Source organism: Pantoea sp. GbtcB22 (assembly GCF_019091025.1).
In the GTDB taxonomy this organism is placed as follows: Bacteria; Pseudomonadota; Gammaproteobacteria; order Enterobacterales; family Enterobacteriaceae; genus Pantoea; species Pantoea leporis.
Genome location: NZ_JAGXKB010000001.1, coordinates 1636302 through 1659061, shown reverse-complemented (window position 1 = coordinate 1659061; position 22760 = coordinate 1636302). Strand labels below are relative to the sequence as shown.

25 protein-coding genes and 2 pseudogenes are annotated in these 22760 nt (G+C 55.0%); 13 read left to right on the top strand and 14 right to left on the bottom strand.

Annotated features, from left to right (window positions below):
- From uraD to katG, 3 genes are all read left to right on the top strand, one after another.
- Positions 1-495, top strand: a complete 495-nt coding sequence (gene uraD / locus KVT28_RS07830) for a 2-oxo-4-hydroxy-4-carboxy-5-ureidoimidazoline decarboxylase (protein WP_217547481.1) — start codon at positions 1-3, stop codon at positions 493-495.
- A complete protein-coding gene (gene uraH / locus KVT28_RS07825) occupies positions 492-827 on the top strand; it encodes a hydroxyisourate hydrolase (protein ID WP_101762537.1) in 336 nt (111 codons plus the stop codon). Before uraD ends, uraH begins: the two co-directional genes overlap by 4 nt.
- Before the next feature lie 142 nt (positions 828-969).
- Positions 970-3168: a catalase/peroxidase HPI gene (katG, locus tag KVT28_RS07820; protein WP_110867814.1), complete on the top strand. Its 2199-nt coding sequence runs from the start codon at positions 970-972 to the stop codon at positions 3166-3168.
- 43 nt (positions 3169-3211) lie between these two features.
- Here the strand turns inward: katG and KVT28_RS07815 are convergent, their stop codons facing one another.
- The 4 genes from KVT28_RS07815 to KVT28_RS07800 all read right to left on the bottom strand — a co-directional run bounded on the left by KVT28_RS07815 (position 3212) and on the right by KVT28_RS07800 (position 5987).
- Positions 3212-3628, bottom strand: a complete 417-nt coding sequence (locus KVT28_RS07815) for a type II toxin-antitoxin system HigA family antitoxin (protein ID WP_101762535.1) — start codon at positions 3626-3628, stop codon at positions 3212-3214.
- On the bottom strand, positions 3625-3936 hold the full coding sequence (locus KVT28_RS07810; RefSeq protein ID WP_101762563.1) for a type II toxin-antitoxin system HigB family toxin: 312 nt from the start codon (positions 3934-3936) through the stop codon (positions 3625-3627). Before KVT28_RS07810 ends, KVT28_RS07815 begins: the two co-directional genes overlap by 4 nt.
- A 132-nt stretch (positions 3937-4068) precedes the next feature.
- Positions 4069-4839, bottom strand: coding sequence for an amidohydrolase (locus KVT28_RS07805; RefSeq protein ID WP_210081282.1), 771 nt, complete (start codon positions 4837-4839; stop codon positions 4069-4071).
- Positions 4827-5987, bottom strand: coding sequence for a pyridoxal phosphate-dependent aminotransferase (locus tag KVT28_RS07800; RefSeq protein WP_101762533.1), 1161 nt, complete (start codon positions 5985-5987; stop codon positions 4827-4829). The genes KVT28_RS07805 and KVT28_RS07800 overlap by 13 nt, the downstream gene beginning before the upstream one ends.
- 131 nt (positions 5988-6118) lie before the next feature.
- Here KVT28_RS07800 and KVT28_RS07795 point away from each other — a divergent pair, with 131 nt between their 5' ends.
- Genes KVT28_RS07795 through KVT28_RS07785 form a run of 3 tightly spaced genes read left to right on the top strand, consistent with a single transcriptional unit; the run spans position 6119 to position 7957 of the window.
- On the top strand, positions 6119-6733 hold the full coding sequence (locus KVT28_RS07795) for a methylthioribulose 1-phosphate dehydratase (protein WP_217547479.1): 615 nt from the start codon (positions 6119-6121) through the stop codon (positions 6731-6733).
- A complete protein-coding gene (gene mtnC, locus KVT28_RS07790) occupies positions 6730-7413 on the top strand; it encodes an acireductone synthase (RefSeq protein WP_192415410.1) in 684 nt (227 codons plus the stop codon). The genes KVT28_RS07795 and mtnC overlap by 4 nt, the downstream gene beginning before the upstream one ends.
- 1 nt (position 7414) lies before the next feature.
- Entirely contained in the window at positions 7415-7957 is a 543-nt protein-coding gene (locus KVT28_RS07785) for an acireductone dioxygenase (RefSeq protein WP_217547476.1), read from the top strand.
- A 128-nt stretch (positions 7958-8085) separates the two neighbouring features.
- On the opposite strand, the gene mtnA is transcribed toward KVT28_RS07785, so the two are convergent.
- On the bottom strand, positions 8086-9105 hold the full coding sequence (gene mtnA, locus KVT28_RS07780; protein WP_192415408.1) for an S-methyl-5-thioribose-1-phosphate isomerase: 1020 nt from the start codon (positions 9103-9105) through the stop codon (positions 8086-8088).
- Positions 9106-9210: 105 nt separating this feature from the next.
- Between mtnA and mtnK the strand changes: the two genes are divergently transcribed.
- The gene (gene mtnK, locus KVT28_RS07775) at positions 9211-10410 is read left to right on the top strand and encodes an S-methyl-5-thioribose kinase (RefSeq protein ID WP_217547473.1); all 1200 of its coding nucleotides are present in this window, start codon (positions 9211-9213) and stop codon (positions 10408-10410) included.
- A 9-nt stretch (positions 10411-10419) separates the two neighbouring features.
- Positions 10420-10581: pseudogene (locus KVT28_RS27750) on the top strand (hypothetical protein); the annotation flags it as partial.
- Between the two features lie 45 nt (positions 10582-10626).
- On the opposite strand, the gene KVT28_RS07770 reads toward KVT28_RS27750, so the two are convergent.
- The 4 genes from KVT28_RS07770 to KVT28_RS07755 form a co-directional block, all read right to left on the bottom strand.
- On the bottom strand, positions 10627-10830 hold the full coding sequence (locus tag KVT28_RS07770) for a hypothetical protein (protein ID WP_101762527.1): 204 nt from the start codon (positions 10828-10830) through the stop codon (positions 10627-10629).
- Positions 10831-10897: 67 nt separating this feature from the next.
- Positions 10898-11389 carry a type VI secretion system tube protein TssD gene (locus KVT28_RS07765; RefSeq protein WP_101762526.1) on the bottom strand — a complete coding sequence of 164 codons (492 nt, stop codon included), beginning with the start codon at positions 11387-11389 and terminating at the stop codon, positions 10898-10900.
- Complete coding sequence (locus tag KVT28_RS07760; protein WP_368734921.1) at positions 11390-11662, bottom strand: hypothetical protein; 273 nt, start codon at positions 11660-11662, stop codon at positions 11390-11392.
- Entirely contained in the window at positions 11637-12158 is a 522-nt protein-coding gene (locus KVT28_RS07755; protein WP_217547471.1) for a DUF2778 domain-containing protein, read from the bottom strand. The genes KVT28_RS07760 and KVT28_RS07755 overlap by 26 nt, the downstream gene beginning before the upstream one ends.
- Before the next feature lie 214 nt (positions 12159-12372).
- Here KVT28_RS07755 and KVT28_RS07750 point away from each other — a divergent pair, with 214 nt between their 5' ends.
- A complete protein-coding gene (locus tag KVT28_RS07750) occupies positions 12373-12513 on the top strand; it encodes a hypothetical protein (protein ID WP_217547469.1) in 141 nt (46 codons plus the stop codon).
- A pseudogene (locus tag KVT28_RS27745) lies at positions 12465-12638 on the top strand (hypothetical protein); the annotation flags it as partial. The gene KVT28_RS07750 and the pseudogene KVT28_RS27745, both read left to right, overlap by 49 nt.
- A 36-nt stretch (positions 12639-12674) precedes the next feature.
- Here the strand turns inward: KVT28_RS27745 and fadE are convergent.
- Positions 12675-15119, bottom strand: a complete 2445-nt coding sequence (fadE, locus tag KVT28_RS07745; RefSeq protein WP_217547467.1) for an acyl-CoA dehydrogenase FadE — start codon at positions 15117-15119, stop codon at positions 12675-12677.
- A 243-nt stretch (positions 15120-15362) separates the two neighbouring features.
- On the opposite strand from fadE, the gene lpcA reads away from it, so the two are divergent.
- Both lpcA and KVT28_RS07735 read left to right on the top strand, forming a co-directional pair.
- Entirely contained in the window at positions 15363-15944 is a 582-nt protein-coding gene (gene lpcA, locus KVT28_RS07740; RefSeq protein WP_064740353.1) for a D-sedoheptulose 7-phosphate isomerase, read from the top strand.
- Positions 15945-15992: 48 nt separating this feature from the next.
- Entirely contained in the window at positions 15993-16760 is a 768-nt protein-coding gene (locus KVT28_RS07735) for a class II glutamine amidotransferase (protein ID WP_008108933.1), read from the top strand.
- Here KVT28_RS07735 and dpaA read toward each other — a convergent pair.
- The gene (dpaA, locus tag KVT28_RS07730; RefSeq protein WP_101762523.1) at positions 16731-17474 is read right to left on the bottom strand and encodes a peptidoglycan meso-diaminopimelic acid protein amidase; all 744 of its coding nucleotides are present in this window, start codon (positions 17472-17474) and stop codon (positions 16731-16733) included. The two genes, KVT28_RS07735 and dpaA, sit on opposite strands and share 30 nt — an antisense overlap.
- A 244-nt stretch (positions 17475-17718) precedes the next feature.
- Between dpaA and dinB the strand changes: the two genes are divergently transcribed.
- Positions 17719-18774, top strand: coding sequence for a DNA polymerase IV (gene dinB, locus KVT28_RS07725; protein ID WP_217547464.1), 1056 nt, complete (start codon positions 17719-17721; stop codon positions 18772-18774).
- 117 nt (positions 18775-18891) lie between these two features.
- Here dinB and KVT28_RS07720 read toward each other — a convergent pair whose 3' ends face one another.
- The 3 genes from KVT28_RS07720 to KVT28_RS07710 are packed head-to-tail and all read right to left on the bottom strand — an operon-like array spanning position 18892 to position 22484.
- Positions 18892-19956 carry a sugar ABC transporter substrate-binding protein gene (locus KVT28_RS07720; protein WP_192236753.1) on the bottom strand — a complete coding sequence of 355 codons (1065 nt, stop codon included), beginning with the start codon at positions 19954-19956 and terminating at the stop codon, positions 18892-18894.
- 27 nt (positions 19957-19983) lie between these two features.
- On the bottom strand, positions 19984-20982 hold the full coding sequence (locus KVT28_RS07715) for an ABC transporter permease (RefSeq protein ID WP_101762520.1): 999 nt from the start codon (positions 20980-20982) through the stop codon (positions 19984-19986).
- On the bottom strand, positions 20979-22484 hold the full coding sequence (locus KVT28_RS07710; RefSeq protein WP_217547461.1) for a sugar ABC transporter ATP-binding protein: 1506 nt from the start codon (positions 22482-22484) through the stop codon (positions 20979-20981). The genes KVT28_RS07715 and KVT28_RS07710 overlap by 4 nt, the downstream gene beginning before the upstream one ends.
- Positions 22485-22760: the final 276 nt, after the last annotated feature.

Sequence of the window (22760 nt, the reverse complement as noted above, 5' to 3'; positions counted from 1 at the left end):
ATGGATTTGGTCAACTTTAATCAGCTTTCACCTCAAGCTGCGCAGGCGGCGATTGCGCACTGCGTGGCGATTCCCGCCTGGCAGCAGGCGCTGGTGGCGGCGCGACCTTTTGCCGACGTTGCGGCTTTGCAGGCCGAAGCCGATCGTTTGGCGCAGCGGTGGCAAGCCGCTGATCTTGAGCTGGCGCTGAGTGCCCATCCACGCATTGGCGACAACGTGGCGGGCGCGGACAAAGAGGCCACGCTGTCGCGCAGTGAGCAGTCGGCGATGCAGCAGGCGGACGGCGCGCTGCAATTGGCGATGCTGGCGGGCAATCAAACCTATGAGCAGCGCTTTGGCCGGGTGTTTCTGATTCGTGCCAAAGGGCGCAGCGGCGAAGAGATGCTGGCGGAATTGCAGCGTCGGCTTAACAATGATGCAGCGAGTGAACAGCGTGAAGCGCTGGCGCAGCTGCGTGAAATTACCCTGTTGCGGCTAAAGGAGAGCATCACATGAGCACCATTACGACGCATATTCTCGATACCGCGCTGGGCAAACCGGCGATTGGCGTGGCGGTTTCGCTCGAGCAAAATAGCCCGGAAGGCTGGCTGCCGCTGGTGGAAGGCAACACCGACAGCGACGGACGCATTAAAGATCTGACGCCCGAACCGCTGGCGCCAGGTCATTACCGTTTGACGGCGGAAATTGGCGACTACTTTGCTGCCGAAGGGCGCGATGCGCTCTACGTGAGTGCGCAGATTGATTTCGTGATTGGCGCCACAGGCAGCCATTATCATCTGCCGTTTCTCATCTCGCCGTGGTCGTGGTCGACTTATCGCGGCAGCTGATAATGTGCGCCACTTCACGCGCTGCGCTTGAAAGCCAGTAACTATCAAAACCTTCGGTTCATCCAAATATATTCCTGACGAAAGTGCGGCTAATCTTAGTCGCATAGTAGAAAGCAATATGAAGCCAATGGAGCCGATAAACATGAGCACGCACGACAATAACGATAATGCAGCAGCCGCAGGCAAGTGCCCCTTTCATCACGGGGCGTCTGAAGAGAAGAGTGTTCTGGCGCGCGGCGCCGGTGGCGGGACATCCAACCGCGACTGGTGGCCTAATATGTTACGCGTCGATCTGTTAAACCAGCACTCCAACCGTTCCAACCCGCTTAGTGACACCTTCAACTACCGCGACGAATTCAGCAAACTGGATTACTCCGCGTTAAAAGCCGATATCCGCGCACTTCTCACCGATTCGCAATCCTGGTGGCCAGCCGACTGGGGCAGCTATATTGGGCTGTTCATTCGCATGGCGTGGCACAGCGCGGGTACTTATCGCACCATTGATGGTCGTGGCGGTTCAGGTCGCGGTCAGCAACGTTTTGCGCCGCTGAACTCATGGCCGGATAACGTCAGCCTCGATAAAGCGCGTCGCCTGTTGTGGCCGGTAAAACAGAAATATGGTCAAAAAATTTCCTGGGCCGATCTCTACATCCTGGCGGGTAACGTCTCGCTGGAAAACGCCGGCTTCCGCACCTTCGGCTTTGGTGCCGGTCGTGAAGACGTGTGGGAACCGGATATGGATGTGGATTGGGGCCACGAAACCGAATGGCTGGCGCATCGCCATCCAGAAGCGCTGGCCAATGCACCGCTGGGCGCTACCGAAATGGGCCTGATCTACGTCAACCCGGAAGGCCCGGAAGCCAGCGGCGATCCAAAATCAGCGGCGCCGGCGATTCGTGCCACCTTCGGCAACATGGGCATGAACGATGAAGAGATCGTGGCGCTGATTGCTGGCGGTCATACTTTGGGTAAAACCCACGGCGCGGCAGAAGCCAGCCATGTTGGCGTTGATCCTGAAGAGTCACCGATTGAAGCGCAGGGCCTTGGCTGGACCAGCAGCTATGGCAGCGGCGTGGGTAAAGATGCCATCACTTCAGGTCTGGAAGTGGTGTGGACGCAAACTCCCACGCAGTGGAGCAACTACTTCTTCGAGAACCTGTTCAAATACGAATGGGTACAGACACGCAGCCCAGCGGGCGCCATCCAGTTCGAAGCGGTTGATGCCGAAGCGATTATCCCGGATCCGTTTGATCCAGAGAAAAAACGTAAACCAACTATGCTGGTGACCGATCTGACGCTGCGTTTCGATGAAGAGTTCGGCAAGATTTCGCGCCGCTTCCTCAACGATCCGCAGGCATTTAACGAAGCCTTTGCCCGCGCCTGGTTCAAACTGACGCACCGCGATATGGGACCAAAAGCGCGTTACATCGGTCCGGAAGTGCCGAAGGAAGATCTGCTGTGGCAGGATCCGTTACCGCAGGCGATTCATCAGCCAACGCCGGCTGATATCAGCGAGATTAAAGCGCGCATTGCGGCTTCAGGTCTGAGCGTCAGCCAGCTGGTTTCAGTGGCCTGGGCTTCAGCCTCCACCTTCCGTGGCGGTGACAAACGTGGCGGTGCCAACGGTGCGCGTCTGGCGTTAGCGCCCCAGAAAGATTGGGCGGTGAATGCCAGCGTAATCAATGATGTGCTGCCAATCCTGCAAAAGATTCAGCAGGAATCAGGCAAAGCATCGTTGGCCGATGTCATTGTACTGGCAGGTAGCGTGGGTATCGAACTGGCCGCTTCAGCCGCTGGCGTGGCAACGCAAGTGCCGTTTACGCCGGGCCGTGTGGATGCGCGTCAGGATCAAACCGACGTTGAGTCGTTCAACTTCCTGCAGCCGCTGGCCGATGGTTTCCGTAACTATCGCCGCAGCGCCAAAGGTTCTTCAACCGAAACGCTGCTGCTGGATAAAGCCCAACAGCTGACGCTGAGCGCGCCAGAATTGACGGTATTGCTCGGTGGCCTGCGCGTATTGGGCACCAACTTCGACGGCGGCCAGCACGGCGTATTTACCGATCGCGTTGGCGTACTGAGCAATGATTTCTTTGTTAATCTGCTCGACATGCGCACCGCGTGGAAAGCCACCGATGAGAGCGAAGAGCTGTTTGAAGGTCGCGATCGTCTGAGCGGCGAAGTGAAGTTCACTGCGACACGTGCCGACTTAGTGTTTGGATCGAACGCTATCTTGCGCGCGCTGGCCGAGGTTTACGCCAGCAGCGATGCGAAGCAGAAGTTCGTGACCGACTTCGTTGCCGCATGGACAAAAGTGATGAATCTGGATCGCTTCGAGCTGTAAGCTTAAAAAGCCGCAGCGGATTTCTCTGCTGCGGCTTCCTCTTTTAATCTTCGCGAAACGCTTCGAAAGGCAGGTTAAAACGTTTAGCCAGCGCGGCTTTGTGTTTGTCTGTCAACGAACGTTCTCCTTTCAAAATTCGGTTTACATAAGAACGCTGACCAATTTCATTCACGAAGGATGACTGGTTGAGATTATGTTGATCCATCAACACCCGCATTAACGCGACACCGCCAGGTAATGCAGTGACACGCGCGTTGAACGCGGCAAACTCCGGCGCACTATCTTCATATTTCGCCACTTTATCGGTGAGCATTTCAATCAGCGGATGATCAGGTTGATGTTCAATCAGATACTCCACCAGTTCTAACGCCTGCTCATAATCAGCTTTCGCGTTACTTCCGCCCAGCAGCGGGACGGCTTTAATCAGATTGTTGCTGGCCTGGATGGCTTCGGCGATCATTCTTTGTTCTCCCGATAATGCTTTACCCATTTGTCATACTCGGCATGCGTTACAACGTGTTTAATGAAGATTCGTTGGGCTATAAAATCAGCAAAAAACATCACTCTGAGATTATTTCCACCCACGTTAATCACCCACCATTTCGCCCGGTATTTCATTCGGTCAAGACTTGGAAAAAAGGCTCTGAGCGCATCTGGATCGGCAAAATCGTTGCCATTTAAAGTTCGATAAGTTGCATCCAATGCTGCTGCATCATTTGGAAAACTCCGTGTCGCTTCTGTAAACACTTTCCTTGAGATAACGTGCATCATTCCCTCGACATGTTCCAACATGGAAACATGGTAGCGCAACAATGCCATGTTTCCAAGCAGGAAACAAAATTTTAGCGGGTTTTTAAGAGAGGGGAAAATGTGCCGCGCAGCGTCCACGCGGCAAAGAGGTTACTTCAGCGTATACCCATCCGCATCGCGCCAAGCCGGGAACCGCTCGCGGTAGGCTTGTAACTCCTCCAGCGAAAGCTCCGCATCAAGACGTGCGCGCGCAAAGGGCTCTCCACTCGCCAGAATCTCACCCAGCGGTGAAATGATTCGACTGTCGCCACTGTATTGATGCTGATTGCCATCGCTGCCGACGCGGTTACAACCGGCGACATAAGCCTGGTTTTCAATTGCACGGGCTAACAGCAGCGATTGCCAGTGCAGCGCACGCGGTGCCGGCCAGTTGGCGACATACAGCGCCAAATCGTAATCGTTGTGGTTACGCGAAAAAACCGGGAAGCGCAGGTCGTAGCAAATTTGCGGCAGAATCCGCCAGCCGCGCCACTCAAATACTTCACGCGTTTCACCCGCCACATAGTGCTGATGTTCATTGGCCATGCGGAACAAGTGACGTTTGTCGTACTGATGCAGCGTGCCGTCTGGCTCGACCAGCAAGAAGCGGTTCACCGCGCCTTTTTCTGTTTGGATTGCCGCGCTGCCGCCGACTAACGCATTGCTGGTTTGCGCGTGCGCGTGCAGCCACGCCACGACGTCATCCTGCGGCAGCGAACTTTCGGCAGCTTCCATAGCAAAACCGGTAGTGAACATTTCCGGCAGCAGAATGATGTCGCGGCCTGCAATGCCTTTCAGCACGCCATCGAAATGACGCAGGTTAGCCGCGCCATCCATCCAGCTCAGGGTTTCCTGCAGAACGGTAATTTTCAAAGCTGACATAAGCGCTCCGCAGCGGCGTCGAGCGTCGCTTCCTGTTTGGCAAAGCACAGGCGAATCAGCTTGTGCGGGAAAGGTTCGGCGCAGAACACCGACAGCGGAATCGCCGCCACGCCGACTTCTTTGGTCAGCAGCTGACAGAAGCTCACGTCATCCAGATCGGAAATGGCGCTGTAATCGACCAGCAGGAAGTAAGTGCCTTCACACGGCAGCAGCTTGAAACGGCTGGCGGATAGCGCCTGGATAAAGCGATCGCGGCGCGCGCGGTAGAACTCCGGCAGTTCGCGATAGTGCTCAGGCGCCTGACGCAGCATGTCGGCAATCGCCAGTTGTGCCGGCGTATTCACCGAGAAGGTCAGATATTGATGCACCTTGCGGATTTCAGCGCTGATCGCCGCCGGGGCAATGCAGTAACCCACTTTCCAGCCGGTCATGTGGAAGGTTTTACCAAAAGATGACACCGCGATGGATCGCTGACGTAGTTCAGCATGCGCTAACACGCTGGCGTGGCCCTCTTCAGTGAAACAGATGTGCTCATACACTTCGTCGCTCAGCACATAGATTTCCTGCTCCGCAATCGCCTGCCACAGCTCGGCATAATCGCTTTTGCGCCACACGGTGGCGGACGGATTATGCGGCGTGTTCAGGATCACTAAGCGGGTTTTGCTGCTCAGCAGGCCGCGGAATTCGCGCCAGTCAACGCGGAAACCCGGCGGCTGCAGGGCGATGCGTTTTAACACGCCGCCCGCCAGCTGTACGGCAGGCGCGTAGCTGTCGTAGCTTGGATCAAAGCAGATCACTTCATCACCTTGACGCACCAGCGCGGTGATCGCTGCGTACAACGCTTCGGTCGCGCCCGTCGTCACGGTGATATCGCTGTTGACGTCAGGCGTGTGGCCGTAAAGCGCGGCGGTTTTCTCAACAATCGCCTCGCGCAGTGGCAGTACGCCGATCATCGGTGCATATTGGTTGGCGCCCTGACTCACGTGATGCGCCAGGCGCTCCTGCAAATAGCGCGGACCGTCAAAATCGGGGAAGCCTTGCGACAGGTTGATGGCGTTGTGCTGCTGCGCTAACGCACTCATTTGCGTAAAGATGGTGGTGCCGAGCGCCGGTAATTTGCTCTCGGGGATCAGGTTGTGCTGCGTCATTGTTTTGTGGCCTTAAGCGCGAATGTCGTTGCGGAGAAACCCTGTGTTGCTGCCACTATAAACAGGATGTTAACATTTGGCAATCGAGACGCTTAGACGTCTAAACTAACCTGCGGAGTCGGTATATCGCTATGACGGATTTTCTTCCACTGGAACATTTAGTGGCCGCCTGCCACTGGATTGGTGGCAAAGGCTGGGCACCTGCGACCGGCGGTAATATGTCGGTGCGGCAGGATGCGGAGTATTGTCTGCTGAGTGCGTCCGGCAAAGATAAAGGCAGCCTGACGCGCGATGATTTTATCCAGGTTGAGATCGCTACCAACGCCGTGCCATCGGGCCGCACGCCTTCGGCGGAAACCGGCCTGCATACCTTGATTTATCGCCTGTTTCCGCAGGCGGGTGCGGTGCTGCATACGCACACGGTCAACTCGACGGTGCTGTCGCGGGTGGAGAAGGGCGATGCGCTGCTGCTCAGTGGTTATGAGATGCAGAAAACGCTGGCCGGGCAGCAGACGCATCTGAACACCATCGCCATTCCCTTGTTCGATAACGATCAGGACATGACGGCGCTGGCGCAGCGCATTGAAGCTTTTGCCGCCGTTACGCCGTTGCAATATGGTTTTCTGCTGCGCGGCCACGGTTTGACCTGCTGGGGCAAGGACGTGAACGAAGCGCGTCGCCATCTGGAAGGTCTGGAATTTCTGTTTGAATGTGAACTGCAACGTCGCCTGCTGGAGGCCAAATGATCCGCGCCATTGTTACCGATATTGAAGGCACCACCAGCGATATCCAGTTTGTGCATCAGGTATTGTTTCCTTATGCGCGTCAGCATTTAGCGGCGTACGTGCGGGAAAATCATACCGATGAAAACGTCGCCGCCGCACTCAACGCGGTGCGTGCAGAGTCCGCTGCGCCTCAGGCCACGCTGGAGGAGCTGATTACCACACTCACGAATTATATCGATGAGGATCGCAAGTCACCGGGCCTCAAAGCCCTACAGGGCATGATTTGGCGCGCCGGCTACGTTGAAGGCCAGTTCACCGGCCACCTCTATCCCGACGTGCTGCCGGCTTTTGCGCGCTGGCAGCAGCAGGGGATTGGTCTGTATGTTTATTCCTCGGGATCGGTGGCCGCGCAAAAACTGTTATTTGGCTACAGCGATGAAGGTGATTTAACCTCGCTGTTCAGCGGCTATTTTGATACCGGCGTCGGCGCGAAACGTGAAGCGCAATCGTATCGCAATATCGCCGAAAAAATCGGCCTTGCGCCTGCGTCATTGCTGTTCCTGTCGGATATTCATCAGGAGCTGGATGCGGCAGCGGATGCGGGCTGGCATACCGTGCAGTTAATTCGTGGCGCGGCGGATAACGCCAGTCGTCATCACCAGGTCAACGATTTTTCCCAGATTAAACCGGAGTCGATTTAACATGAGTGCATTGACCATTTTTACCGATACCGAAGCCCAGCAACCGGTGTGGCACAGCACTGATGCCGAGGCGATTCGCGAGCGTCTTAACGCGAAAAACGTGCGCTTTGAACGCTGGGAAGCCGATCGCGATTTGGGTGCGAACCCTGATGCAGAGACGGTGATCAACGCCTATCAACATGCGATTGATCGTCTGGTGGCCGAGAAGGGCTATCAGAGCTGGGATGTGCTGAGCATGCGTGCGGATAATCCGCAGAAAGAGGTGCTGCGCACCAAGTTCCTTAACGAACATACGCATAGCGAAGATGAAGTACGCTTCTTTGTTGAAGGTTCAGGGCTGTTCTGTCTGCATCTGGAGGGCGAGGTGTATCAGATTTTGTGTGAGAAGAATGATCTGATCTCGGTGCCCGCTGGCACGGCGCACTGGTTTGATATGGGTTCTGAGCCGCACTTTACCGCGATCCGCATTTTCGATAATCAGGAAGGCTGGGTCGCGAATTTTACCGGCGATAAGATTGCTGATGCGTATCCGCGTTTGGCGTGATTTTTTGCCCTCATCCTAACCCTCTCCCACAAGTGGGAGAGGGAACCGATCGTGCAAACAGGCAAGTATGGTTTTCCCCCTCGCCCGCTTGCGGCAGAGGGCCGGGGTGAGGGGAATATTGCGCCTATTTACGGCAAAAATATCCCTTCCTCTACCTGCGCAGGCGTCACCACACCGGTATCCAGCACCCAACCGCTAATCAACGCCGCTGGCGTCACATCAAAGGCCGGATTATAGACTGCCGCACTTTCCGGTGCCCACTGCACGCTACCAAAACTGCCTGCAACGCCGGTCACTTCGCTGGCGGCGCGCTGCTCGATAGGGATGGCGTCGCCGTTTGGACATTGACTATCTAGCGTGGTGTGCGGTGCGGCGACGTAGAACGGAATACCGTGATAGTGCGCCAGCACGGCCAGGCTATAGGTGCCAATCTTGTTCGCGACATCACCATTCGCTGCGATACGATCCGCGCCGACCCAAATAGCATCGACCACGCCGCGCGCCATTAGACTGGCGGCCATCGAGTCGGTAATCAGCTGATAAGGAATGTTTAGCTCACCCAGCTCCCACGCGGTTAAACGGCCACCTTGCAGCAGCGGTCGCGTCTCATCCACCCAGACATTTTTCACCAAACCTTGCTGGTGGGCATAAGCGATAACGCCGAGCGCCGTGCCGACGCCGGCCGTCGCCAGCCCACCGGTATTGCAGTGCGTCAGCAGCTGGCTGCCCGGTTTTACCAGCGTGCTGCCGGCGCGGGCGATGTTGTCACACAGTTGCTTATCTTCGGCCACCAGACGCAGTGCTTCGCGGCTCAGCGCCGTGACGAAATCACTTTCGGCCAACGCAGTTTTCATGCGATCAAGGTTATTCATCAGGTTCACCGCCGTTGGGCGCGCCGCGCGCAGCACCTCAAGCGCCGTCACTAATTCTGCGCGCGCTGCGCCTTGCTCACCCAGCAACGCCAGCAGCAAACTGGCTGAGAGGCCAATCAGCGGCGCACCGCGCACGCGCAAGGCATGAATGTGCTCGACCAACTCTGTAACGCTGTGCGCGGGCAGCCAGTTCTGTTGTTGTGGCAGCGCCTGCTGGTCAAGGATCCACAGTTGATTATCGCGAACCTCAAGGCTGGTGGTACGAAGTGTTTGCATGGTGTGAAATCCCTGTTGCGTTAATGCTGGCTATTGTGCCAACATGCGTAGCGGATGTATAGACGTCTGAACGGCTTATTACTATCGATAATCGAGGAACAGGCAATGTCGCAATACCGTACGTTCAATGCTGCCGATGCTGTGGAATATGCTCAACAATTTGGCGGCGTGGACGATCCGTCAGCGCTGGTGAGCGCCGAGGAGATCGGGGATGGCAATCTCAACCTGGTGTTTAAAATTTTCGATAATCAAGGCCGCAGCCGCGTGGTGGTAAAACAGGCGCTGCCCTATGTACGTTGTGTCGGTGAATCCTGGCCACTCACGCTGGATCGTGCGCGTCTCGAAGCGCAGACGTTGATTGAGCACTACAAACATTGCCCGCAGCACACCGTCAACGTCACTCATTACGATGCCGAATTGGCGGTGATGGTGATGGAGGATCTCTCCAGTCATCGTATCTGGCGGAGCGAATTGGTGAAGGGTGCGTATTATCCGCAGGCCGGTCGTCAGGTTGGCGAATATCTAGCGCAGACGCTGTTCCATACCTCCGATTTCTTCCTGCATCCGCATAAGAAAAAAGCCGAAGTGGTGCGTTTCATTAATCCGGAAATGTGCGAAATCACCGAAGATTTATTCTTCAACGATCCGTTTATTGACCATGAGCGCAACAAATATCCTGCGGCACTGGAATCGCTGGTGGTCAGCCTGCGCAGCGACGATGCGCTAAAAATCGCCGTGGCCGGTCTCAAACACCGTTTCTTCGCCGATGCGGAAGCCTTGCTGCATGGCGATGTACACAGCGGTTCCATCTTTGTCGCCGATGGCAGCCTGAAAGTGATTGATGCGGAGTTTGGTTACTTTGGTCCGATAGGTTTTGATGTCGGCAGCGCGATTGGCAACTTGCTGATCAACTACTGCTGCCTGCCGGGCTTGCTGGCACCGCGTGAGGCGGCAGAAGGGCGAGAACGTCGTCTGAGTGACGTGCAGGATATTTGTAATCAGTTTGCCAGCCGCTTCCTGGAATTGGCGAAAGAGAAAACCCGCGATGTGGCGCTGGCCTATCCCGGTTACGCCGAATCTTTCCTGCGCAAAGTGTGGCGCGATACCTTGGGTTATTGCGGTACCGAGTTGATCCGCCGCACGGTGGGAATGTCTCACGTTGCGGATTTCAAACAGATTGAAGATGAAACCATGCGCACCGAGTGTATTCGCAGCTGTATCACTTTGGGACGCACGCTGATTCTGGCTGCCGATCATGTTGCTGATGTGGATGCGCTGATTGCGCGGATTCGTCAGGCGGGTTAATGCTGGTGTCGGGAAATCAAGCAGGGGCTGCAGAATAACCGGCTGACGCTGCGCAGCAAAAAACCAGATAGTCAAACTGCGGGGCGACGGGAGAGGCCATTCCCGAGAGTGGAGAAAGAGAGGCCCTGGAAGTTCCCGACAGCCAAAAGAAAAAATGCCAGTCAGGCTTAACTGACTGGCATTAGCCCCGTTTCCGGGGCTTTTTTTATTTCACGTTTAAGCTGGATTTTTTAGCTTCATAACGATGTGTTCAACACCCGGCTCATTCGGTAACAGCTGAAGGGACGATTCAATGACAGTAATTTTTCCTGCGTTGATGTCATCCAGGCGGCCACGCACAATCTTATCGGTGTGAACGTTTAAGTCGATGCTAAAAACATCAGCGCTTGCGATCATTTTGTCACGTTCAGACTGTGGCAAGGCATAAAATTCTTCGAAGTTCTTTGGAAAAGCTTTATTTGCTGAGTGAAAGTTAATTACTAACGGATTACGCAGAAGGACGTTCGTTCCATGCGTCCGTGTACTGGATATTACCATCCACGATACGCCAGGTGATTTTTTCATACTGCAGACTGACGCTTTCCGTGTGGTTCAGCTTGTCATTGCCCGAAAGTTTTGTGTTGGCCACGCCGCAGTTAACGCCGGTGACTTTCACGTTTTCCATCAGCACGGTGTAATAGCACACCTCTTGGCCCGCATCGCTGATGTTGTAGAAACGAATTTCGGCGCTTTTCAGCGTCTGGCCGGTGGCCGCTGCTTTATAGAGATAAGGCGTTGAGCTATCCACCTCTTTCTCTATCATCATTGATGAATGCTGGCGCGTGCCGGTTATTTTGCCGTTAGCGGTGTCTACCGGCAGGTTAATTCCGTGGCTCAGGCCGATAATTTCAATGCTGCCTTCACGTTCGTGAACATCGACAGAACCTCTAATATCCGCGCCACCATCGTCTTTAAGCCACATATACGGAGGAATTGGCATTTATTTGCTCCTTATTTTTTTGATTAACTTCATTGTTAAAATGTAAATAACAACCGTGATGGGAATCACTGTGCATACGGACATGTAGAAATAGATGTCGTAAAAACGATCCGCTCCAATCTCTTCCTTCCCGTAAATCATTTGGCCGATTTTCAAGGCTAATTGTTCGTTAAACCATAACTCTGGCGGGCCCAGAGTACGGGCGACAACGAGCATTAGCGCGAGAAAAAAAGCGACTTTGGCCGCTTTACGGGCAAGTGTTTGAATAACCACCGGCAACCACCTCAATGTATCCGCGCGCCATTAAATTTTTCATGCAAGGAACCGGGATCGGCGCTGTTCTCAGAAGGGCATTACGAATTAGCGCATAGTCTGAATTAAGGTGGAGAGTTATACATCCTTCAGATACGCGGCCGGGATGAAGGCGAAATAATCCGCGTTTGACGTCATTAATCCACGTTTCATCATCAATGCTCAGATCGTCACGATATAAAGCAAACCATTCGTCGCGATCAAATTCAGCACCGTTAAAAACGCGGTTATATAAATCCTGTGACTTTGCCTTAGCCCATGACAGCAGGCCACCCCTCCCACGCTCAACAATCCAGTATTTACCCGGTGGGATAGGCCCAACGTTTGGGACGGCCATACATGCAGGAATATTTCTGTAGGCACCTTTCCCGGAAAACGCCATGAAGACGCCCACGCCATACAGATTCAACGGCACGAAATCTGAGCCGTTCAAAATCATCTTACCGATAATTGGCATCGTTAATCCCTAACCTTTAATCCATGTAGTAACTGATGTTTACGTTACATCCCTCAGATTGTCAGGACCAGAAATAATTAGAGTTGGTAATCAATAAAGCTTTTACGATCACGCTTTGCTATTGGCGTTGTTAAAACAACAACGAGAGATAGAGAATCTCAACGAACAACTCCTCCTTTCGCGCAAGACGTGCGACACAAACAGGATATTCGTTATGTCGCAGATGCTGACCGATCAGGATTTTAAGAACGCCGCCACCAAACTCAGCTGCAGTGAAGCCGCCGTGCGAGCCGTCGCCGAAGTAATGAGCTCCGGTATCGGGAAATCAAGCAGGGGCTGCAGAATAACCGGCTGACGCTGCGCAGCAAAAAACCAGATAGTCAAACTGCGGGGCGACGGGAGAGGTCATTCCCGAGAGTGAAGAAAGAGAGGCCCTGGAAGTGCCCGACAGCCAAAAGAAAAAATGCCAGTCAGGCTTAACTGACTGGCATTACTCCATGCGGAGGCTTTTTTGTTTTAAGCGGCTTCACTGGCCCGCGGGTTGGCTTTCGTCTGCGGCTTTGGCACTGCCAGCGCTTCCGGCGCGAAATCATCGACGTTAATCGCTTTCAGACGGCTGGCTTCCGCACGGATCAAGACCTGCGCTTCGCTCTCATCAATCCAGCCCGCTTTCAGGCCCTCTTGTGCCAGCGCATCCAGTCGGGTAAATGACAGATGCTTTTTCTGCTGCTTGCATAAACGATCGTGAATCACTTCGGCGGCCATCACATCCTGCAGCGCCTGCTCCAGCTGACCTGCAGGATTATGTGCGCTTGGTGCCAGATATTGGCCGCGGCCCAAACGGGTACGGGTCGCAGAAGGCAGCTGCAGCAGTTTCGCCAGCTTGTGGTCCAGTTTATCTGACGGTGCCGGGCAGTGATGACCACCGGCGAAAATCACCAGTCGCAGCGCACCGGCCACCATGCGGTTCGGGAAGTTACGCAGCAAATCATCCATCGCCACTTCGGCCTGATGCAGCGCATCCTGCACGCCCCAATGTACCAGCGGCAAATCGGCTTCGTTGCGGCCTTCATCGTCATAGCGCTTCAGGGTGGCGGAGGCCAGATACATCTGGCTCAGCACATCGCCGAGACGCGCCGAGATACGTTCACGACGTTTCAGGCTGCCGCCCAGCACCGCCATCGATACATCTGACAGCAGCGCGAGGTTGGCGCTCAAACGGTTAAGGTGTTGATAGTAGCGGCGCGTGGCGTCGCGGGTTGGTGTGGCGCTAGTGCGGCCGCCGGTTAAGCCCAGCCACAGGCTGCGTACTTTATTACTGCCTACGTGGCCAATATGGCTGAATAGCGCGCGGTCAAAGGTCACCAAATCGTTTTTCGCTGCGGCGTTCATCTCTTCCAGCACCCACGGATGGCAGCGGATCGCGCCCTGGCCGAAGATGATCATGCTGCGCGTCAGGATGTTAGCACCTTCCACGGTGATGGCGATCGGTGCGCCCTGATAAGCCCGCGCCAGGAAGTTGTTTTCGCCCAGCATAATGCCTTTACCGCCAGCGATATCCATCGCGTCGATAATCGCGCGCTGACCGCGATGGGTGCAGTGATACTTCACAATCGCCGATAGCACCGCAGGTTTTTCACCGAGCATAATGCCGCTAGTGATTAGCGTTGCGGCAGCATCCATCACGTAGGCGTTACCAGCAATGCGTGCCAGCGGCTCTTCGATCCCTTCCATCTTGCCGATAGAGACTTTGAACTGACGGCGGATGTGCGCATAGGCACCGGTCGCCAGTGCAATGCTTTTCAGGCTGCCGGTTGAGTTCGAAGGCAGCGTGATGCCGCGACCGACTGAAAGACACTCCACCAGCATGCGCCAGCCCTGGCCGGCCATGGATGGGCCGCCGATGATGTAGTCGATGGGTACGAAAATGTCTTTACCGCGCGTCGGACCGTTCTGGAACGGCACGTTGAGCGGGAAGTGACGTTGGCCGATCTCTACGCCAGGCGTGTGCGTTGGGATCAGTGCGCAAGTGATGCCAAGCTCTGTAGTCTCGCCCAGCAGATGATCCGGATCGGAGAGTTTGAACGCCAGGCCTAACACGGTGGCAATCGGTGCCAGCGTGATATAGCGCTTGTTCCAGGTAAGACGCATGCCCAGCACTTGCTGACCTTGCCACTCGCCCATGCACACCACGCCGGTATCGGGAATCGCGCCGGCATCCGAACCCGCTTCCGGGCTGGTCAGTGCAAAGCACGGGATCTCATCACCGCGTGCCAGGCGCGGCAGGTAATGATCTTTCTGCTCATCGGTACCGTAATGTTGCAGCAGTTCGCCGGGGCCGAGTGAGTTCGGTACGCCAACGGTGATCGCCAGAATGCCGGAGACGCCCGCCAGTTTCTGCAGCACGCGCGCCTGCGCATAGGCGGAGAATTCCAGGCCGCCATACTCTTTCTTAATGATCATGGCGAAGAAGCGATGCTGTTTCAGATACGCCCACAACTCCGGCGGCAGATCGGCCATTTCATGGGTGATTTCGAAGTCGTTCGCCATGCGGCACGCTTCTTCGACCGGACCATCGATAAAGGCCTGCTCCTCTTCGGTCAGGCGCGGCTGCGGATAGTTGTGCAGCTTCTGCCAGTCCGGTTTGCCGCGGAACAGGTCGCCTTCCCACCATGTGGTGCCGGCGTCGATCGCCTCTTTTTCGGTGCGCGACATCGGCGGCATCACTTTCTGGAAGCTGTGCAGCGCCGGTTTCGAGAACAGGCTGCGACGCATGACCGGCAGGTTAAATGGCAGCAGAATAATCGCCAGCGGCAGCAGCATCCATGGCGTCCATAAGTCAGCGGCCGCCAGTGCGCCGGTCCACAGCAGCAGAATTACGCTGCTCAGCTGAAGCGAAATTTGGTGGTAGAACAACACGCTAAGCAGGATTAGCGTCGCAAAGATTGAGGCAACCAACATAATGAACCACTCCATAAGTAGTAAGAGGTCTGACCTGTTATGGATGTAGGTTTAGAATATGGGGCAAAATTTATCAATCTGTTTACATCGCAATTACAACACATCTCACAAATTCGTTGCACGATGCGCAACAACTGCCAAACTTCCTCGAGACGCCGCGCTTTTCCTTATGGCAGGCGCTTTGCGGCTTAGCCCCATTCCGTTAAACTTGCCGGGTCAATCTTTCCTCTAAAGGACATCTCTATGTATCAGGACATTATTCGCTCAGAACTCAATGAAGCAGCCGATACGCTCAACACGTTCCTGAGTGACGAAGCCAACATTCACGCCATTCAGCGCGCCGCAGTTCTGCTGGCCGATAGCTTTAAAGCGGGCGGCAAGGTGCTCTCCTGCGGTAACGGCGGCTCGCACTGCGATGCGATGCATTTTGCTGAAGAGCTGACTGGACGCTACCGTGAAAACCGTCCTGGCTACCCGGCGATTGCCATTTCTGATGTCAGCCATCTCTCGTGCGTCAGTAACGATTTTGGTTATGACTATGTGTTCTCACGCTATATCGAAGCGGTAGGCCGTGAAGGCGATGTGCTGCTGGGTCTTTCTACGTCCGGTAACTCTGCCAACATCATTAAAGCCGTGGAAGCTGCGCGCGCGAAAGGCATGAAAGTGATTACTCTGACCGGCAAAGATGGCGGCAAGATGGCAGGTTCGGCGGATATCGAAATTCGTGTGCCGCACTTTGGCTATGCCGACCGCATTCAGGAGATCCACATCAAAGTGATCCATATTCTGATGCTGTTGATTGAAAAAGAGATGGTTAAGTCATGATGCGTTCCTCTCGCCGCGCGCGAGAGGATCTAACTTAAGGCGGTTGCTATGTGCGAATTGCTCGGGATGAGCGCCAATGTCCCCACGGACATCTGTTTCAGTTTTACCGGTCTGGTGCAGCGTGGCGGTGGAACCGGGCCGCACAAAGATGGTTGGGGCATCACGTTCTACGAAGGAAAAGGGTGCCGCACCTTCAAAGATCCGCAGCCGAGCTTTAACTCGCCGATAGCCCGTTTGGTGCAGGAATACCCGATCAAATCGCATTCGGTGGTGGCGCATATCCGCCAGGCGAATCGCGGTGAAGTGTCGCTGGAAAATACCCATCCATTTACGCGTGAGCTGTGGGGCCGCAACTGGACCTACGCACACAATGGTCAGCTCAAAGGTTATCGTCAGCTGGATACCGGGCCATTTCGTCCGATTGGTGAAACCGACAGCGAGAAAGCATTTTGCTGGATGCTGCACAAACTGACCGAGCGCTATCCACGCACGCCGGGCAACTGGCCAGCGGTGTTCCGCTACATTGCCGAGCTGGCAGCAGAAATGCGTGAGAAGGGCGTGTTCAACATGCTGTTATCGGATGGGCGCTATCTGATGGCGTTCTGTTCGACTAATCTCTACTGGATTACGCGCCGGGCGCCGTTTGGCAAAGCGACGTTGCTCGATCAGGATGTGGAAATTGATTTTCAGCAGCAGACGACGCCGCAAGATGTGGTGACGGTGATTGCTACGCAACCGCTGACGGGCAATGAAACCTGGCACCGGATAGTGCCAGGCGAGTGGGCATTATTTTGCCTGGGTGAGCGCCAGGAATGATTTCGAGGCAGCATCCGGTGTAGCGATCACCGGCGTGCTGTTCACCGCATATTGGCCGGTGGCCGTCACGTTCACGGTAGGCGGCACACGGTACTTAGCGAAGTACGCATAGCCCGGCTGCAGTTCACGCCAGAAGTTAATGTACGTCGAGTATTTATGACGCTGCATATTGCTGTCTGTCATGCGGAACGGATAGATATTGACCTGAATCTCCTGCTGACCATTACGCAGCGCGGCGTTGGTGTAGGCGAAGATCTCATCCATCGATGCATCCGTCATTGCGTAGCAGCCCACTGACACGCAATCTCCGTGAATCATTAAATAGTTACCGTTATAGCCTTTAGCGCGATCGTACTGATTGGGAAAACCGGTATTAATAGCGCGATAAAAACGGCTATCCGGTTTTAACTGGTTCAGCTTAACGTTATAAAAGCCTTCCGGACTTTTGAAATCGCCCTGACGACGTTTAGGTCCTAAACCGCCAGAGAAATTACAGATGCGATAGCTGTCCAGCAGACGATATTCATTCCCGATTTTGCCGTACAGTTCCAGCGTACGCTCTTCCTTGAAAATCTGAATAAAAACGGGGGTTCCAATTAGTTGTTTCTTTAACTCTTTGCTCACCGGAGCCAGCGGTTGCGTAGGCTCGGGGTTCATTGCCCAGCTAAGGAGCGGCATAAGAATCATCGCAAGCGTTAATGCGATTCTGCCCATTCTGTAGATACCTTGATGTGGAGAGAGACGATGACGCTGTGCGTCCGGGTATTGCATTATCGGAAATATCCGCTATCGCAGCGCAACATTAACATTGTCTGGCTTTTAATCAAGCCAGTGTCCGAGAAAATGGCGCGTTCCTAAAAGGAATACGACCACTAATTTGTAAACTTTAATCTCGCTCTCAACAAATATTGCCGATATTTTTCGCTGCTGTATACTTATCCAGTATCTGGGAGGGCGTATGCGCAAAATTATTCATGTCGATATGGACTGCTTTTATGCAGCGGTTGAGATGCGCGACGATCCCTCTTTACGTGATATTCCTATCGCCATTGGCGGCAGCCGCGTGCAACGTGGCGTGATCAGCACCGCGAACTATCCGGCACGTAAATATGGCGTGCGCAGCGCGATGCCGACCGGCATGGCGCTGAAACTCTGCCCGCATCTGCGGCTGCTGCCTGGCCGCTTTGATGCCTATAAAGAAGCCTCCCGCCAGATCCGCGACATCTTCTCACGTTACACCTCGCTGATTGAACCGCTGTCGCTGGATGAAGCCTATCTGGATGTGACCGACAGCCTGCATTGCCATGGCTCGGCGACATTAATGGCGCAGGCGATTCGTGCCGATATCCTGCGTGAAACCGGGTTGACCGCTTCCGCCGGCATCGCGCCGATCAAGTTTCTCGCCAAGATCGCTTCCGATCTCAACAAACCCAACGGGCAATATGTGATTACGCCGGACGCGATGTCCGATTTTCTACTGACGCTGCCGCTCAGTAAAATTCCTGGCGTGGGTAAAGTGGCGACTAAAAAGCTGGAAGAGATGGGCTTGCGCACCTGCGCGGATGTGCAGCGCGCCGATTTGGCGCTGCTGCTTAAACGCTTTGGCAAGTTTGGCCGCATCTTGTGGGAACGCAGCAACGGCGTGGATGAGCGCAATGTGGTGGTTGAGCGCGAACGCAAATCGCTCGGCGTTGAACGTACCCTGATGGAAGATATTCACAGCTGGGAGCAGTGTCTGGAGATTATTGATTTTCTCTATGCGGAGTTGGATCGCCGCTTAACCGCCATCAAGCCGGATAGGCAGATCGCCCGACAAGGCGTGAAACTGAAGTTCAATGATTTCCAGCAAACCACGCAGGAGCACGTTTGGACGGTGCTGAATAAAGACGACATGATCGCGGTGGCGCGTCAGGCGTGGGATGAACGCAGAGCAGGGCGCGGCGTGCGGCTGGTGGGATTGCATGTCACGATGGTGGATCCGCAGTTGGAGCGGCAGTTGGTGTTGGGGTTGTGAGATTGTGCGCGCTGCCCCTCATCCCGGCCTTCTCCCGCCAGCGGGAGAAGGAGTAAAACAAACCGCGCTAATCGGTTCTTTCTCCCACATGTGGGAGAGGGTTAGGGTGAGGGAAAACTACTTCTTACCGTACTTCGCTTCCAGCGTTGCAAACCATGGCGCGATGAAATCGTTATTTTCGCCCCAGCCCGGAATGATCTTATTCAGCGACGCCACGTTGACCGCGCCTTGCTGGCTATTCAACTGCTGCTGAGAAATCGATGACGCTTTAAACTCGTAAGTCGCCGGTGTGGTTTCGCCTGCAATCTTGTTCGCCACCAAACGCATATTCACTGCGCCAATGGTTTTCGGATCCACCGCCACGGTTTGTACCCACGGGCTGTTTTTCTCGTGCATCAACTGCAGATCCTGATTGGATACGTCGATGCTATACAGTTTGATCTCGCTACGACCATTCTCCTGCAGGGCTTTATACGCGCCCTGGCTGAAAGCATCCCACGAACCCCAGATCGCATCGATCTTGCCTTTCGGGTATTTCGCCAGAATCGCGCCAATCTTGTTGGCGGTATCGCCCTGTACATCAGATGAAACCGCGCCAATCGACTCCAGCTGATGAATGCCCGGATTCTCTTTCAGCAGCTTCTCATACACCACCTGACGACGATCCATCGCCGGGAAACCGGCCACCCACAGCTTGACGATATTCGCCTTACCGTTGAAGTCTTTGATTAAGCTGCCGAGTGATTCCTGCGCCAGCGAAGCATCATTCTGCGCCGTCACGGTGACGCCCTCTACCGGCGTATTAACCGGCGTATCAAACACCGACAGCTTGATGCCCGCTGCGGCAATACGCTGCACCAGCGCCGTGGAGTAGGGATCTTTACCGTGCGACAGGATAATGCCGTCATATTTCTGGCTAATCGCCTGGTTAACGAAATCCTGGAAGCGCGCATCGTCGCCATTGCTGAGGAAAGTGCTGACCTTAAAGCCCAGCTGGCGGCCTTGCTGAATCGCACCGGCGACAAACTGCGTGGTGTTATCGTCCGAACCCAGGTTGCGGATGATGGCGATGCGTACCGGGCCTTCATGGTTAGCGATAACCTCAGGCACTGCGGCATCGGCGAAGGCGGCGCTGGCGTTGAGCAGGCTAACCGCCAGCAGCGAAAGGGTAATTTTTTTCATTATGATCTCTTTCTGATTAAACGCGCCTTAACGGCGCTGGATGTAAGTCATCGCCAGCGCCAGCGCCAGTACCAGACCTTTAATAATGTCCATCGCGTAATAGGGCACCGACAACATCACCAGCCCGTTCTGCAACACACCAAGAATGATGGCGCCCACCAAGGTACCCAGCGCATTCGGTTTGCCCGAACCGGCCAGCGAGAAGCCGATCCACGCTGCGGCAACGGCATCCATCAGATAACCGCCGCCGGCATTCACCTGCGAAGAGCCGATGCGTGATGCCAGCAAAATGCCGCCCAAGCCAGCCAGCAGCGAGGCAAGCACATACGCCAGCACGCGATAGCGCGTGGTACGAATACCGGAGAGACGCGCCGCTTCAGGATTGCCGCCCAGCGCATACATACGACGGCCATGCTTGGTCAGCGACAGCGCCAGCTGCGCCACAATGGTGACCACCAGCATGATAATCACGATGGTCGGCACCTGGCCGAGCAGGCCAAAGGCGGCAGGAATGGTGCCTTCGGCCATGTCGCCGCTCGGCAGCACCATATTCTCGGTAATGGAACCACCAAAGCTGTAGGTCATCGCCACGCCCTGAATCACAAACAGCGTGGCGAGGGTGGCGAGCATGTCGGGAATACGTAGCACCACAATCAGGAAGCTGTTGAACAAGCCAACCAGCGTACACAGCAGTAGCGTAATAATGATGGCTTCTGTGGTGCCAAAGCCGTGCCAGACGAAAAGCGAAATCACCAGCGCATTGGCCAGCGAAGCGGTGGATCCCACCGACAGGTCAAAGCCGCCAATGGTCAGCGAAATCGACACGCCAATCGCAATCACCGTGACGATGGCAATCGAGCGCAGGATGTTAATGATGTTGGTCGGTTCGAGGAAGCTGTCCGAAGCAAGACCAAATGCGGCAATCAAAATCACCACGGTCAGCAACATGCCCCACTTATAGAGGAAATCAAACAGCTGATGGCGCAGAGAAGGCTGCGAGTTTAGGGATAGTTCTTTGCTGCTCACGCAGGTGTTCCTCCGGTGGAATAAAGCAAAAGTGCCTCTTCTGTGGCGGTGTTGCCCTCCATCTCTGCCACAATGCGCCCATCCCAGAGCACACAAATGCGGTCGCACAGACCGACCAATTCAGAAAACTCGCCCGAGGCATAAATGATGCCTTTGCCCTCACGCGCTAAGCCATCGATCAGCGTGAACAGATCGGTTTTGGCTTTGATATCGACGCCTTTCGTCGGCTCATCAAAAATCAGCACATCGGCGTTGTTGCGCAGCCACTTGCCAATCGCCACTTTTTGCTGATTGCCGCCCGACAAACGACGCAGGATTTGCCCCGGTCCGGTGGTGCGCACATTCAGGCGCTGAATCACCGCTTCCGCCCAACGCCACGCCTGGCGATGACCAAACAGGCTCCAGCGCGAGAAGCTGTTATCGGCGCTGATGCTCAGATTCATGCTCACCGGTTCATCGATGAAAATGCCCTCTTTGCGGCGCTCTTCCGGCACCAGCGCCATGCGGTTTTCTACTGAATCATGTGGTGAACGCGGTCGCCACGGTTTGCCGTGCAGTTCGCCCTTTGTCACGCGGCTTTTGCTGGCACCAAACAGCGCTTTACACAGCTCGGTTTTACCGGCACCCGCCAGACCAGCAATGCCCAGAATCTCCCCTTTGTGCAGACGCAGCGAAATATCCTGCAGTAGCCGATCGTCGTGTAAGCCTTCCACCGACAGCAGCAGCGGCAGAGTCGCACGGGCGCGACGCGGCGGAAAAACATCATCCAGCCGATGTCCGAGCATTTTTTCCACGATCTGCTCGCCACTCAGCGCCGCCATCGGGCTGCTTTCAATCAGACGACCATCGCGCAGCACCGTTAAGCGGTCGCAAATCGCTTTCAGTTCGTGAATGCGGTGCGAGATAAACACCACGCCAATGCCGCTGGACTGCAAGCGGCGCACCACGGTAAACAGGCGCTCGCTCTCATGCTGATCGAGCGGGGCGGTGGGTTCATCCAGGATCAGAAAGCGGCAGTGATGGGACAGGGCGCGCGCCAGCAGGATTTGCTGCTTCTCTGCCAGCGAGCAGCGCTCCACCAAACGGTTGACGTCGATGTTCACTTCCAGCTGCGCCAGTAACGTACGCGCCTGGCGGCGAATCTCACGCCAGCTGTAGACGTGACCCGGTTCGGCTAAACGATCGAGCAGAATGTTTTCGGCCACGCTGAGCTGTGGCACCAGCGCCACATCCACTTCCTGCTGCACCAGATGAATGCCGAGCTTTTTGGCATCGCGCGGTGAGCGAATAGTGACCGGCGCATCATCCAGCAGAATCTCACCGCTGTAATGATCGTGTGCGCCAGCCAGCACCGCCATCAGCGTAGATTTTCCGGCGCCGTTAGCGCCCGTCAACGCATGCACCGAGCCGCCTTCAGTCAGAAAATCCACCTGCGCGAGCGCGGCGAAACCGCCAAAGGCAATGGAGATATTACGCATCTCCAGGCGGTTGATCGCACTCATTGAACCGGGCCTTTAATTAGTTGAGTTGGGGGCATTTTTTCCTGAACCATCACTCTCGGCAACGAACGAAAGGGCATAAGCTAGCACGAAATCTTATTAGCCATCCAGACATCTGGACGTTATGGCGGCTAAATCTGGTTTGATGGAAAGATTTGGGTTAACCGAGAGGTGTAATCGTATTTATTCAGCGGGATGTGCTGTTTGTTGATTTCCGCAATAAATTGCGCCGCTACGGTATGTACAGCGTTTTATTTCCACACCTTACACACGTCACTT

What these genes read in the sequence shown, in the direction of transcription:
- KVT28_RS07810 (WP_101762563.1), bottom strand. Translation starts at nt 3,936, where the DNA reads ATGCACGTTATCTCAAGGAAAGTGTTTACAGAAGCGACACGGAGTTTT.
- KVT28_RS07710 (WP_217547461.1), bottom strand. Translation starts at nt 22,484, where the DNA reads ATGAGTGCGATCAACCGCCTGGAGATGCGTAATATCTCCATTGCCTTT.
- KVT28_RS07815 (WP_101762535.1), bottom strand. Translation starts at nt 3,628, where the DNA reads ATGATCGCCGAAGCCATCCAGGCCAGCAACAATCTGATTAAAGCCGTC.
- KVT28_RS07785 (WP_217547476.1), top strand. Translation starts at nt 7,415, where the DNA reads ATGAGTGCATTGACCATTTTTACCGATACCGAAGCCCAGCAACCGGTG.
- KVT28_RS07735 (WP_008108933.1), top strand. Translation starts at nt 15,993, where the DNA reads ATGTGCGAATTGCTCGGGATGAGCGCCAATGTCCCCACGGACATCTGT.
- KVT28_RS07765 (WP_101762526.1), bottom strand. Translation starts at nt 11,389, where the DNA reads ATGCCAATTCCTCCGTATATGTGGCTTAAAGACGATGGTGGCGCGGAT.
- KVT28_RS07720 (WP_192236753.1), bottom strand. Translation starts at nt 19,956, where the DNA reads ATGAAAAAAATTACCCTTTCGCTGCTGGCGGTTAGCCTGCTCAACGCC.
- dinB (WP_217547464.1), top strand. Translation starts at nt 17,719, where the DNA reads ATGCGCAAAATTATTCATGTCGATATGGACTGCTTTTATGCAGCGGTT.
- KVT28_RS07755 (WP_217547471.1), bottom strand. Translation starts at nt 12,158, where the DNA reads ATGCCAATTATCGGTAAGATGATTTTGAACGGCTCAGATTTCGTGCCG.
- KVT28_RS07750 (WP_217547469.1), top strand. Translation starts at nt 12,373, where the DNA reads ATGTCGCAGATGCTGACCGATCAGGATTTTAAGAACGCCGCCACCAAA.
- KVT28_RS07800 (WP_101762533.1), bottom strand. Translation starts at nt 5,987, where the DNA reads ATGACGCAGCACAACCTGATCCCCGAGAGCAAATTACCGGCGCTCGGC.
- lpcA (WP_064740353.1), top strand. Translation starts at nt 15,363, where the DNA reads ATGTATCAGGACATTATTCGCTCAGAACTCAATGAAGCAGCCGATACG.
- uraD (WP_217547481.1), top strand. Translation starts at nt 1, where the DNA reads ATGGATTTGGTCAACTTTAATCAGCTTTCACCTCAAGCTGCGCAGGCG.
- katG (WP_110867814.1), top strand. Translation starts at nt 970, where the DNA reads ATGAGCACGCACGACAATAACGATAATGCAGCAGCCGCAGGCAAGTGC.
- KVT28_RS07795 (WP_217547479.1), top strand. Translation starts at nt 6,119, where the DNA reads ATGACGGATTTTCTTCCACTGGAACATTTAGTGGCCGCCTGCCACTGG.
- dpaA (WP_101762523.1), bottom strand. Translation starts at nt 17,474, where the DNA reads ATGGGCAGAATCGCATTAACGCTTGCGATGATTCTTATGCCGCTCCTT.
- mtnA (WP_192415408.1), bottom strand. Translation starts at nt 9,105, where the DNA reads ATGCAAACACTTCGTACCACCAGCCTTGAGGTTCGCGATAATCAACTG.
- uraH (WP_101762537.1), top strand. Translation starts at nt 492, where the DNA reads ATGAGCACCATTACGACGCATATTCTCGATACCGCGCTGGGCAAACCG.
- mtnC (WP_192415410.1), top strand. Translation starts at nt 6,730, where the DNA reads ATGATCCGCGCCATTGTTACCGATATTGAAGGCACCACCAGCGATATC.
- mtnK (WP_217547473.1), top strand. Translation starts at nt 9,211, where the DNA reads ATGTCGCAATACCGTACGTTCAATGCTGCCGATGCTGTGGAATATGCT.
- fadE (WP_217547467.1), bottom strand. Translation starts at nt 15,119, where the DNA reads ATGTTGGTTGCCTCAATCTTTGCGACGCTAATCCTGCTTAGCGTGTTG.
- KVT28_RS07805 (WP_210081282.1), bottom strand. Translation starts at nt 4,839, where the DNA reads ATGTCAGCTTTGAAAATTACCGTTCTGCAGGAAACCCTGAGCTGGATG.